The organism is Ochrobactrum sp. AN78 (genome assembly GCF_029909885.1).
Lineage (GTDB): Bacteria > Pseudomonadota > Alphaproteobacteria > Rhizobiales > Rhizobiaceae > Brucella > Brucella quorumnocens.
The window spans coordinates 1-12506 of the sequence record NZ_JASAMU010000006.1 but is presented as its reverse complement, the minus strand read 5'-3'; the positions used below and the strand labels follow the sequence as shown (position 1 = coordinate 12506).

Sequence of the window (12506 nt, the reverse complement as noted above, 5' to 3'; positions counted from 1 at the left end):
TAGCGTTATGAGACACGGCTCACGCAGGACGAATAAGCACGTGGCGCTTCTTGCCAAGGGATACCTTGATCACGCCCTGCTCGTTGAGAGAAGACGCATTGATAGTCATGCGCGGATCGGTAGCTGGTTCATCATTGATGCGAACCGCACCGCCTTCAATATGGCGACGTGCTTCACCATTGGTGGCGCAGAGTTCTGCGAGCACCATCAACGCCAGAACACCGATGCCATCATTAAGCGTTGCCTTGTGTACACCAACGGTAGGGAGGTTCTGCGACAGTTCACCTTCTTCAAACGTTTTGCGCGCAGTTTCCGCAGCTTCTTCAGCGGCATCACGGCCGTGGAGGATAGCAGTAATCTCGGTTGCGAGGATTTTCTTCGCTTCGTTGATTTCAGAACCACCAAGCTCGGCCAGCTTTGCAATCTCATCCATTGGCAGCGTTGTGTAGAGCTTGAGGAAGCGTTCTACGTCCGCATCTTCAGTGTTACGCCAGTACTGCCAGAAATCATAAGCGCTCAGCATATCGGCATTCAGCCAGATTGCACCGCCCAGTGACTTGCCCATCTTCTGACCGGAAGCTGTGGTAAGCAATGGCGAGGTGAGGGCATAAAGCTGCGGCGTTCCCATACGGTGACCGAGATCGATACCGTTGATGATATTGCCCCACTGATCCGAGCCGCCCATCTGCAAACGAATATTATGACGCTTGCTTAGCTCCACAAAATCGTAGGCCTGAAGGATCATGTAGTTGAATTCGAGGAATGAAAGCGACTGCTCGCGATCAAGACGCGTCTTGACCGAATCAAACGACAACATGCGGTTGACCGAGAAATGGCGGCCCACGTCACGCAGGAATTCGAGGTAATTGATGTTACGCAGCCAGTCGGCATTGTTGACCATCAGCGCGTCGGTGGGGCCATCGCCGAAGGTCAGGTAATTTGCAAAAACGCGTTTGATACCAGCGATGTTCTCGGCAATGGTATCTTCGGTCATCAGCTTGCGCGCTTCATCCTTGAAGGATGGATCGCCAACCATGCCTGTGCCGCCACCCATAAGGGCTACAGCCTTGTGTCCGGTCTGTTGCAGCCAATGCAGCATCATGATCTGGATCAGGCCGCCAGCGTGCAAGCTTGGCGCTGTTGGATCAAAGCCAATATAAGCCGTCACGGTTTCCTTGGCCAACAGTTCGTCGAGGCCCGTTTCATCAGACATTTGATGAATGAAGCCGCGCTCGGAAAGCGTGCGAAGAAAATCGGATTTGAAACCGGACATGTCCTTTTCCTGACTGATAAGGCGTGATTGATGTGAGCAGTAATAAGTGCTTGCCGCATTATGGTATTTTGCCTTGTTATATTTTGCCTTTAACATCATTCAATCGGGAATAACAAGGAAACTCCGGCATGGCCGATTTGAAACGCGCTATTGGATTGATGAGTGGTACTTCGATGGATGGCATCGATATCGCTCTCATAACGACAGATGGTGAAAACTGGGTCGAGCGCGGTCCTTCAAGTGCCGTGTCTTATTCGGATGGATTTCGCGCGCGGTTGAAGGCTGCTCTCGTTGATGCGCGCAGTATCACTGATCGCAATGAGCGTCCCGGAATCTTAAAGCAACTCGAGCATGACCAGACATTGCTTCATGCTGTTGTCATTCAGGACTTTCTGCACGAATTTGCGTTGCAGCCGGAAGAAATCGATGTGATCGGTTTCCATGGACAAACTGTGCTGCACCGACCGCGGGAAGCGCTGACTGTTCAGATTGGCGATGGGCCACTTTTGGCTGCCGAGACAGGTATTCCCGTTGTCTATGATATGCGCGCGGAAGATATGCGTCATGGTGGCGAAGGTGCGCCATTGATTCCTGCCTATCATGCAGCACTTGCAGTCAACTTGCCGTTTGGCCTCGAAGGGCCTGTCGTCTTCGTCAATATTGGTGGCATTTCCAATCTGACCTATGTGGACGAAGGCGGTGTGCTAATCGCTTATGATAGTGGACCGGGTAATATGCTGATTGATCAATGGATGGAGTTGCACGGGCAGGGCAGCTTTGATCCGGGTGGCATTACGGCAATGAGCGGTAGTGTCGATGACGTTCTGGCCGCTCGATATCTCGATCATGAGTTTTTCAAGGGGAATCATCGCCGCTCGCTGGATCGTGGCGATTTTATTGTGCCTGCCAAAGATGAGGCCGCAGTAGAGACAGGCGCGCGCACGCTGGCCTATGTCAGCGCCGCTGCAATCTTGCGTTCAGCATCTCATTTGCCGACACAGCCACGTACTTATGTCGTGAGTGGCGGTGGACGCAAGAATGGAGCGATCATGACAGAGCTGAGCGCTCTTGCCGAACGCCAAGGCGCACGAGTGCTGGATGCAGATAATGCTGGTTTTGACGGGGATGCGATGGAAGCAGAAGCCTGGGGCTATCTCGCCGTGCGTTCGTTGCGAGGGTTGCCATTGACCTATCCCACAACAACTGGCTGCGATAAGCCCGTTTCAGGTGGCGTTTTGGCTTCAGTAGACAAATAAAAAATCCGGCGAGACAACTCGCCGGATTTTGTTTTCAAAGTATTAGCGCAGACGCTTAGGGCGAACTTCGACCAATTCGCCAGCAAGGCGACGGTCCAGATATTCAGAGCATTCTTCAATAAGCAGGTCGCTTTGGCCTGTGAAGAAGTGGTTCGCGCCAGGAAGTGTGTTTTGGGTAATCGTAATACCCTTCTGCGTCTTGAGCTTGTCCACCAATCCCTGAACATCTTTTGGAGGTGCGACCTTGTCCTGATCGCCATGGATGATCAGGCCAGAGGATGGGCAAGGCGCCAGGAATGAGAAGTCATAGGTGTTTGGTTGCGGTGCGACCGAGATAAATCCTTCGATTTCCGGACGACGCATCAGAAGCTGCATGCCAATCCACGAACCGAATGAATAGCCAGCAACCCAGCAATTCTTGGAATCGGGATGCAAAGCCTGCACCCAGTCGAGTGCGCTTGCTGCATCCGACAATTCGCCTGCGCCATGATCGAACTCACCTTGGCTGCGGCCGATACCGCGGAAGTTGAAGCGAAGTGTCGTAAAGCCGCGCTGCTGGAACATATAGAACAGATCATAGACGATCTTGTTGTTCATGGTTCCGCCGAACTGCGGATGCGGATGCAGGATCAGGGCGATAGGTGCATTCTTTTCCCGGGAAGGCTGATAGCGGCCTTCGAGGCGTCCGGCAGGACCGTTGAAAATGACTTCAGGCATGTGTACTCCGCTTGTGATCGGAAGATCGGCTTCAGGGTGGCGAACTTGACGTGGGGGTGCGCCGCTTCTAGAACCGATTTGAAATTTCGTTAGTCTGAACCAATGTTCAGTACCTAATGTGGCTTAATAGGCTTTTCCTGATTGAAAATTCAAGAAAATTGCGCGCGAACTGCGTGCGAATAGCGTGCTGAGCCACTTTAAGATGTTGCTTAGGAGATAGTATCGGTGATCGGAACCGGCAAGAGGCTCTATCTGGACTATAATGCCAGTGCGCCTTTGCTTGATGAGGCGCGCAATGCGGTCATCGAGGCATTGGGCATTCTGGGTAATCCGTCATCGGTGCATCGTGAAGGCAGAGCGGCACGTGGACTTGTTGAAGCTGCGCGCCGCAGTGTTGCAGCGCTGGTCAGTGCAAAGTCTGATCATGTTTTCTTCACGTCAGGCGCCACAGAGGCCGCGTCAACGTTGCTCACGCCCAATTACATGATGGGTCGTGCGCCTGTGCGTCTGTCGCATCTTTATGTGAGCGCGACCGAGCACCCATGCATGCTGGCTGGTGGACAATTTCCACCTGAAAACATCACCATACTTGCCGTGGATGAAAATGGTATCTTGAAGCTGGATGCACTGCAACAGGCGTTGGAAGCGCATGACAAGAGTGCCGGCTTGCCACTCGTTGCAGTTCAAGCCGCAAATAACGAGACCGGCGTTATTCAGCCTGTCCATGAAATTGCGGCGCTGGTCAAAGCCGCAGGCGGAATTTTCGTGGTTGATGCTGTGCAGGCCGTTGGCCGCATTAAATTAGACATTACAGATAATTGCGGGGATTACCTGATAATATCCTCGCACAAGATCGGTGGCCCGAAAGGTGTTGGTGCTGTTATTGCAATTTCTGATCTCATGATGCCGAAAGCGCTCGTTCGCGGTGGCGGTCAGGAAAAGGGGCACCGTGCAGGTACTGAAGCTTTGCCTCTTATTGCAGGTTTTGGTGCGGCAGCAGATGTTGCTGCAGCACGCTTGAATGGCAATGGTTGGTCGGGGGAAGTGCGAGACAGGCTTGAAGCCGGGCTTATGGAAATTGCGCCTGGCGCTACAATCCATGGCAATGCTGTTGAACGCCTACCGAACACGACCTTCTTTACGCTTGATGGACAAAAGGCAGAAACAGTTCAGATCGCGTTTGATCTCGGCGGAATAGCGCTGTCCGCTGGATCGGCGTGTTCTTCCGGCAAGGTTGGTCCAAGCCACGTTCTGGCTGCTATGGGGCATGAAGATGGTCCGGGCGCGATCCGTGTTTCGCTTGAAGCAGATGCATCGATAGAATCTATTGATCAGTTTCTCGATGTTTTGCGCAAAATCGTTGCCCGTCACGAGCGCTCAAAGGCCAGTTAAACGCCCAATCGGGCCTAACCTCGTAAATTATTCTTGAATTTTACGGGCAAATTTAAAGCTGGGCTTGAAATTTAGTTTAGAGAGGTTTTAAAGAAGCATCACGCACACTATATTGTGGCGAGGATAGCGACTATCATCGCCCTGACGTTTGCAACTGTCGGACCTTGAATCTGACGAGGATGGAGAACGCCAATGCCTGCAGTGCAGGAGACCATTGATCAGGTTCGCGGCTTGGACGTGGACCAGTATAAGTACGGCTTCGAAACGACAATCGAATCTGAGAAGGCCCCAAAGGGGCTTAATGAAGATATCATTCGCTTCATTTCCGCCAAGAAAGACGAGCCGGAATGGATGCTTGAGTGGCGTCTGAAGGCCTATGAACGCTGGCTCACCATGGAAGAGCCAACATGGGCACGCGTCGAGTATCCCAAGATCGACTTCCAGGACGTCTATTATTATGCGGCGCCGAAGAATCAATCTGGCCCGAAGTCGCTTGATGAAGTCGACCCGGAATTGCTTCGCACTTACGAAAAGCTTGGTATTCCTCTGCGCGAGCAGGAAATCCTTGCTGGCGTGCGCAAACAGGGCGATCCGAGCGAAATCGACGGCAACCCATCCGATAACGTCTATGCATCGGGCCGCGTGGCTGTTGATGCCGTGTTCGACAGTGTTTCGGTTGTCACGACCTTCAAGGCAGAACTTGCCAAGGCTGGCGTGATCTTCTGTTCGATCTCCGAAGCCATCCGCGAGCATCCTGAACTGGTTCAGAAGTATCTTGCTTCTGTCGTTCCTGTTTCGGACAACTATTATGCGACGCTGAATTCGGCTGTCTTTACCGATGGTTCGTTTGTTTACGTGCCAAAGGGCGTCCGCTGCCCGATGGAGCTTTCGACCTATTTCCGTATCAATGAAAAGAATACGGGCCAGTTCGAACGCACGCTGATCATCGCTGAAGAAGGCGCTTACGTCTCCTATCTCGAAGGTTGCACAGCACCACAGCGCGATGAAAATCAGCTTCACGCAGCAGTCGTTGAATTGATCGCGCTTGATGATGCGGAGATCAAATACTCGACCGTTCAGAACTGGTATCCGGGTGATAGCAGCGGCAAGGGCGGCATCTATAACTTCGTTACCAAACGTGGCGATTGCCGTGGCGACCGCTCGAAGATTTCTTGGACGCAGGTTGAAACCGGTTCGGCGATTACATGGAAATATCCTTCCTGTATCCTGCGCGGCGACGATTCACGCGGTGAGTTCTACTCGATTGCTGTATCCAACGGATATCAGCAGATCGACAGCGGCACCAAGATGATCCATCTCGGCAAGAACACGTCGAGCCGCATCATCTCCAAGGGTATTTCTGCCGGTAATTCCAACAATACCTATCGCGGACAGGTTTCAGCGCATCGCAAAGCTGAAAACGCCCGCAACTTCACCCAGTGCGACTCGCTTCTGATCGGCAACGATTGCGGCGCGCACACTGTGCCCTATATCGAGGCGAAAAACGCCACTGCACAGTTTGAGCACGAGGCAACCACCTCCAAAATTTCCGAAGACCAGCTGTTCTACGTCATGCAGCGCGGCATTCCGGAAGAGGAGGCAATCGCCCTCATCGTCAATGGTTTTGTGAAGGAAGTTATTCAGGAACTGCCAATGGAATTCGCCGTTGAGGCGCAGAAGCTGATTGGCATTTCGCTTGAGGGCAGCGTCGGTTAACCCGACGCTCTCTGACTGCCTTCCCGCATCCGATTTTCTGGCCAGCCCTTTAACTGGCATAAGCAGCCCTCTTGAAAGGCTGCGTTGAGAGACAAGGTTTATACCCATGCTTGAGATCAAGAACCTTCATGCAAAGATCGCTGACACGGATACCGAAATCATCCGTGGTCTGAACCTCACCGTGAACAAGGGTGAAGTCGCCGCCATCATGGGGCCGAACGGCTCCGGCAAGTCGACGCTGTCCTATATTCTCGCCGGTCGCGATGATTATGAAGTCACTGAAGGCGACATTCTCTACAACGGCGAGTCGATCCTTGAACTGGACCCAGCCGAACGCGCTGCCAAGGGTATCTTCCTTGCGTTCCAGTACCCAATGGAAATTCCAGGCGTTGCCACGATGGAATTCCTCAAGGTTGCGATGAACAGCCAGCGCAAGGCGCGTGGCGAAGCTGAGCTCAAAATCCCTGAGTTCATCAAGCGCGTCAAAGACGTTGCCGGTGGTCTCAACATCGACATGAATATGCTCAAGCGTCCGCTGAATGTCGGATTCTCGGGTGGTGAAAAGAAGCGCGCAGAAATCCTGCAGATGCAGCTTCTTGAGCCAAGCCTCTGCGTACTCGACGAAACCGATTCCGGTCTTGATATCGACGCTCTGAAGATCGTTTCGGATGGTGTGAATGCACTCCGTTCGCCTGACCGTGCGGTGATCGTAATCACACACTATCAGCGCCTGCTCGAATATATCGTGCCGGACAGCGTTCATGTTCTTTACAAGGGACAGGTCATCAAGTCGGGCGACAAGAACCTTGCACTTCATCTTGAAGAAAATGGTTATGCCGACGTAATCGGCGAAGCTGCCTGAGGAGGGATGGATCATGAATATCCAGACCGCTCCCACAGCAAAGCCGAGAACGGCTGCTGAAAGCGCGCTGATCGACAATTTTGCCACCCGCATGGGCGAATTGCCCGGCAATGGCGATGTTGTCATTGCGCGTGACAACGCACTGGAAACGCTAAAAGTTCACGGTCTTCCGTCGCGTTGTATCGAGAGCTGGCATTATACGGATTTCCGTACGCTGCTTAAAGGCGTTGCTGAGTTCAACTCGGCTGCTGGCACGAATACGCTACCCGCACTTCTCGCAGGCTCGTTCATTATTCCTGCCAGCAATGGCGTGGCTCTCGATGCCAAGGCACCAGAAGGTGTGTCGCTAACCCGTATTCACGATGCGCTCGCTGACGGATCACTGGTCTCGGAGCTGAATATCCGTGGCACTGACGACACAATCGGGCAGATCAATGCCGCCTATGTCAGCGATGGCTGGGCAGTCTCGATTGCTGACGGCACTGAGCTTGAAACACCGCTTGAGCTGCAGAACATCCAGAAAACCGGGCAGGGGCATACCCGCTTCCCGATGCAGATCGGTTCGGATGTTAAGGCGACTATTGTCGAACGACAGTCCGGTGGCGAGGGCGATGCTTTCTCGACCTCTGTAAGTCACGTGACCGTTGGCGATGGCGCCGAGATCGTATGGGTTATCCTGCGCGATTTTGGTCAGGCCACGCAGCTTGCCCAGTTCAATGCAACCATTGGCAAAGGCTCCAAGCTCACGCTTTACATCGTGAATGCTGGTGGCAAGCTGGTGCGTCAGGAAGTGCATCTGAATGTCACGGGCGAAGATTCGGACTTCGAGCTTCGCGCACTCAACCTTCTTGCGGATGATTCTCACACCGACATCACCATGACGGTAGGGCATGTGGTTGAAAATACGCGTTCAACCCAGATCATTCGTAACGTGGTCAAGGATCGTGCACGTGGTGTTTTCCAGGGTATGATCCGCGTTTCGAAGATCGCGCAGAAGACCGATGCTCGTATGGCCTGCAACACACTTCTGCTGTCTGATGATGGCGAGTTTGATGCGAAGCCAGAGCTGGAAATCTTTGCCGATGACGTCGCTTGTGGTCACGGCGCAACGGTGACGGAACTCTCCAAGGACTATCTCTTCTACCTGATGGCTCGCGGTGTTCCGGAAAGCGAAGCACGTGGCCTGTTGATCAAGGCATTCATTGCCGAGATCATCGAGGAGCTGGAAAATGAAGCACTGGTTGAAGCACTTGAAGATGTGCTTTCGACCTGGCTTGCAGCCCACGCTTGATTGAACAAGGCGAAGTGAGTTGTTCACTTCGCCTTTTCTGCCTGATTTAGCGGTCAAGCGGTAGAAGGAACGATCATGGACCAGAAGAACCCGCGCGTTGCGGCTTATGATGTCGATGCGATACGCAGGGACTTTCCGATCCTGTCACGACAGGTTCATGGCAAGCCGCTTGTTTATCTGGATAATGGTGCTTCTGCGCAAAAGCCGCAAAGCGTCATTGACGCTGTTACCCATGCATACGCAAATGAATATGCAAATGTGCATCGCGGTCTGCATTTTCTCTCGAATGCTGCAACAGACGCTTATGAAAAGTCGCGCGAAACAGTTCGCCGTTTTCTGAACGTTGGCTCCGTCGACGAAATTGTGTTCACGAAGAACGCTACTGAGGCGATCAATACGGTCGCTTATGGATATGGCATGCCGAATATCGGCGAGGGCGATGAAATCCTCCTGTCGATCATGGAGCATCACTCCAATATCGTTCCCTGGCATTTCATCCGGGAGCGACAGGGCGCGAAGCTTGTCTTCACTCCGGTGGACGACGAGGGCGTGTTCCATATCGAGGAATTCGAAAAACGCCTGACCGAGCGTACCAAGCTTGTCGCAATCACCCATATGTCCAATGCGCTTGGCACAGTGACACCGATCAAGAAGATCGTGGAACTGGCACATGCGCGCGGTATTCCGGTGTTGGTGGATGGCAGTCAGGGCGCGGTGCATTTGCCTGTAGACGTGCAGGAACTGGGCTGTGATTGGTATGTGTTTACCGGTCACAAAGTCTATGGCCCATCAGGCATCGGCGTCCTTTATGGTCGGGCAGAAATGCTTGAGAAGATGCGCCCATTCCAGGGTGGTGGCGAAATGATCGAAGAAGTGACGGAAGAAAACGTCACTTACAATCATCCGCCTCATCGCTTTGAAGCTGGTACGCCGCCAATCGTCCAGGCCATTGGGCTGGGAGCGGCTCTCGAATATATGGAAAAGATCGGCCGTCATGCGATCCTCGCGCATGAAGAAGATCTGCGCGATTATGCGCACGAGCAACTCGGCAAGATCAATTCCTTGCGCATTTATGGAAATGCACCTGATAAGGGCGCAATCATTTCCTTTGCGCTCGAAGGCATCCACGCGCACGATGTTTCAATGGTAATCGATAGGGCGGGGATTGCGGTTCGCGCCGGCACGCATTGCGCACAGCCGCTCTTGAAACGCTTTGGCGTCACCTCTACATGCCGTGCATCCTTCGGGATGTATAATACCCGTGCCGAAGTAGACGCGCTGGCAGAAGCCTTGGAAAAGGCAAGGAAGTTTTTCGGATGACCGAGATCGAACAAAAAGTTCAGGAACAGACTGAAACGAAGAGCGACGATGCGAGCGTATCGGCGGAAGGGAAGTCTGTTTTCTCCGCTTCTGCGATACCGCAGGAAGAGCTGCTGCGCCTGACTGATGATATCATCAGTGCGTTGAAGACAGTCTATGACCCTGAAATCCCAGCGGATATTTACGAGCTTGGTCTTATCTACAAGATCGACATTGAAGATGACCGCACCGTCAAAATCGAAATGACGCTGACTGCTCCAGGCTGCCCGGTTGCTGGCGAAATGCCGGGGTGGGTCGAGAACGCTGTTAGTGCTGTCGAAGGCGTTTCCATGGTTGAAGTCACCATGACTTTCGATCCACCTTGGTCTGCTGATCGCATGTCGGAAGAAGCACAGGTCGCTGTCGGCTGGTACTAAGATCGATACTGAAAAAAGCCCCGCAATGCGGGGCTTGTTGTATATCAGATCAGTATCCTGTCGTATTTGCGTAATGCAGCGAATTCTTCCCGAAACACCCCTGCAAAATGCCAACGAGTCCGCCTAGAGCTGTTGCGGCTGAAACAAGCCCCTGACCGCCTCTGAACGGTATGGACAAGACTGTGCCGAGAAATTTGAATGCCCGGCCGATGATCTTGATCGGTAGTTTTTTCAGCGTCTTGCGAGGATTTTCGCGATAACGTGCACCGAATTCCGTAATATTGTGGTCTCGATTGCGGCGATAGTGATAGCTCAGCGTCAATCGGGACGAGGGCACTGTCTCATAGACAATGGCATCACAGGCCCAACCGGTTCTTGCGCCAAGCGATTTTGACTTTGCCCAGAGATTCCAATCTTCGCCGCCTGTCAGGCCAAAATGGGAATCGAACCGCAATCCTGTGTTGCGGAAAAACTCTAGTTTTCCCATCCAGCTGCCTGTGGCAACCTTGATCGAATCCCCATGGCCGGATTTACATTTGCGACGGCATTTCAATTCAGATTTGTAGCCGCTGCGCTCAATGCCTGACCAAACCAGCTTTTGCAGAAATGTGAGCTTCTCATCAAAAGGCTTAGGTCTTACAGGCGAGCCGATAATGTCGAGATCAAGAAGATCCCGCTCAGCGAGCAAAGTAATAAGCCAGTCCGGCTCGACAAACTCATCATCGTCTACATAGACTAGAAAATCGAAATTCTGTTCGATTGCATGATTAAGCGCACGATTACGTGCTGACGAAATACCTAAGACGCCTTCGGTAATGTAATCGATCCGATCCCCGAGCATCTGAGCACGGAAACCTTCAATAGTTTCATCAAGCGTCGGAGAGGAATTATTCTCAACAATAAGAAAAGTAATAGATGCGTTGTCCAGCTTCTTTATCGAAGCGAGTGATGAAAAAAGATTGCACAGCATTTTTGGTCTGCTGCGAGTGACGACGGAAACACATATACGCCGCTGTTGCATGATGTACTAAGCCAAAAAGGTTTATTTGCGATGTTATGCATGCTTAATATGTATTTATTATGAATGCAATGGTTGCGATTAAGCAGCATTACAACTTAGAAAAAGAGAATATAATCCCTTATTCTTGTAGGTCTATCAAATTTCAAAGGAAATAAGGTAAAGCGCTTGGTGCGGTGCGCTAGTGGTGCCCCCAGAGAGACTCGAACTCCCGACCCCCTGATTACAAATCAGGACCGAGGCCTTATTTTATGGGAATTTTAGCCTTCATGTTGCATCCATGTCGCGTTAGCTGTGGCCGCTATAGATTGAGTCCGCCGCCGCAGCAAGCTCTTTCCCGTCATCATCACGCGGAAAAAGATGTCCGTATACGTCCATTGTCAAGGCGATTGTCGAATGCCCCATACGCTCTTGAACGACTTTTGGAGGCAGTTCTAATCCCCCGTCAATTTTCCGATTTATGCACCAGGATGCGTACCAGTGTCTCAGGCAATGCATTCCGGTGTATTTCGCTTCAAGGACCGATTCGCTCTTTTCGTCTTTCTTCCCGGTATCGATCGACACACCAGCGCTTACCCATGCCGGATGAAGCCCGCGCCGGAGAATGTTGCGAAGCCCTTCGACGTTCCCAGCTCCATTCGGGAAAACCAAATCGAGAACAGTCACCGCATTGCCGTCGGCATCCTTTTTGCCAGTATCCCGGCGAGGGCAGGCGAGTCTCCATTCCTTCAGGGTATTTATGACAAGCGGCGGCACAGGTATCTTCCTTCCTCACGCGCATGATTACCCAGATGCCTCAAATCGACCGCAAGCGCGAGCAATACGCCGGAGCAATGGGCACAAGTGCTGCGGACTCTGCTGCGGTGAAAGATCCTTTTGTCGCATGGGAAGGGTTCAAGACATCATTCGAAAACCTGTCTGCGGCTATCGGCGAAACAGTCATTCGTCCGAAGGCCCGGCTTATCGAAACGCTTTGTCGGGTCTTGAACAACGATTTTAACCTCGTGTTTGCCCGCCGCTCGCAATCTCCGTTCAAAATCTCGTCTATCGTCTGACGTGCTGCAAAACAGGATGTCTCCATCGTTGATGCGCTCGATCATTCGAGTAGTCCGACCCGTGCGTCGGGCCATCATGGAAAATGTGTGCAAACCTGTCAATCGGAACGGAATATTCACCCCTTTTACTTATCCAATATTGACCCCCTGATTACGGATTAGCACTTGGCCTGCCCGACGCTGGCCGGGG

11 protein-coding genes and 1 pseudogene are annotated in these 12506 nt (G+C 52.4%); 8 read left to right on the top strand and 4 right to left on the bottom strand.

Features of this window, described 5'->3' with window-relative positions; translation table 11 throughout:
• Positions 1-19: 19 nt before the first annotated feature.
• Positions 20-1273 carry a tyrosine--tRNA ligase gene (gene tyrS / locus QBD00_RS12595; protein WP_318579679.1) on the bottom strand — a complete coding sequence of 418 codons (1254 nt, stop codon included), beginning with the start codon at positions 1271-1273 and terminating at the stop codon, positions 20-22.
• A 128-nt stretch (positions 1274-1401) separates the two neighbouring features.
• On the opposite strand from tyrS, the gene QBD00_RS12590 reads away from it, so the two are divergent.
• Positions 1402-2529 (top strand): anhydro-N-acetylmuramic acid kinase, encoded by a 1128-nt coding sequence (locus tag QBD00_RS12590; protein WP_318579678.1) that lies wholly within the window; start codon positions 1402-1404, stop codon positions 2527-2529.
• A 42-nt stretch (positions 2530-2571) separates the two neighbouring features.
• Here QBD00_RS12590 and QBD00_RS12585 read toward each other — a convergent pair whose 3' ends face one another.
• Positions 2572-3246 (bottom strand): alpha/beta hydrolase, encoded by a 675-nt coding sequence (locus QBD00_RS12585; protein WP_095446534.1) that lies wholly within the window; start codon positions 3244-3246, stop codon positions 2572-2574.
• Positions 3247-3471: 225 nt separating this feature from the next.
• Here QBD00_RS12585 and QBD00_RS12580 point away from each other — a divergent pair, with 225 nt between their 5' ends.
• The 6 genes from QBD00_RS12580 (at position 3472) to QBD00_RS12555 (ending at position 10243) form a co-directional block, all read left to right on the top strand.
• On the top strand, positions 3472-4638 hold the full coding sequence (locus QBD00_RS12580) for a cysteine desulfurase family protein (protein ID WP_318579677.1): 1167 nt from the start codon (positions 3472-3474) through the stop codon (positions 4636-4638).
• A 192-nt stretch (positions 4639-4830) separates the two neighbouring features.
• Positions 4831-6354 (top strand): Fe-S cluster assembly protein SufB, encoded by a 1524-nt coding sequence (gene sufB / locus QBD00_RS12575; protein ID WP_095446536.1) that lies wholly within the window; start codon positions 4831-4833, stop codon positions 6352-6354.
• A gap of 106 nt (positions 6355-6460) precedes the next feature.
• Positions 6461-7216 (top strand): Fe-S cluster assembly ATPase SufC, encoded by a 756-nt coding sequence (gene sufC, locus QBD00_RS12570; protein ID WP_318579676.1) that lies wholly within the window; start codon positions 6461-6463, stop codon positions 7214-7216.
• 13 nt (positions 7217-7229) lie between these two features.
• Positions 7230-8507 (top strand): Fe-S cluster assembly protein SufD, encoded by a 1278-nt coding sequence (sufD, locus tag QBD00_RS12565; protein ID WP_318579675.1) that lies wholly within the window; start codon positions 7230-7232, stop codon positions 8505-8507.
• A gap of 75 nt (positions 8508-8582) precedes the next feature.
• A complete protein-coding gene (locus tag QBD00_RS12560) occupies positions 8583-9827 on the top strand; it encodes a cysteine desulfurase (RefSeq protein ID WP_095446539.1) in 1245 nt (414 codons plus the stop codon).
• Positions 9824-10243 carry an SUF system Fe-S cluster assembly protein gene (locus tag QBD00_RS12555; RefSeq protein ID WP_318579674.1) on the top strand — a complete coding sequence of 140 codons (420 nt, stop codon included), beginning with the start codon at positions 9824-9826 and terminating at the stop codon, positions 10241-10243. The genes QBD00_RS12560 and QBD00_RS12555 overlap by 4 nt, the downstream gene beginning before the upstream one ends.
• A 49-nt stretch (positions 10244-10292) precedes the next feature.
• On the opposite strand, the gene QBD00_RS12550 is transcribed toward QBD00_RS12555, so the two are convergent.
• Positions 10293-11264, bottom strand: a complete 972-nt coding sequence (locus tag QBD00_RS12550) for a glycosyltransferase family 2 protein (RefSeq protein ID WP_318579673.1) — start codon at positions 11262-11264, stop codon at positions 10293-10295.
• Positions 11265-11549: 285 nt separating this feature from the next.
• Positions 11550-12029, bottom strand: a pseudogene (locus QBD00_RS12545) (site-specific integrase); the annotation flags it as partial.
• A 23-nt stretch (positions 12030-12052) separates the two neighbouring features.
• Between QBD00_RS12545 and QBD00_RS12540 the strand changes: the two are divergent.
• On the top strand, positions 12053-12316 hold the full coding sequence (locus QBD00_RS12540; protein ID WP_318579672.1) for a hypothetical protein: 264 nt from the start codon (positions 12053-12055) through the stop codon (positions 12314-12316).
• Positions 12317-12506: the final 190 nt, after the last annotated feature.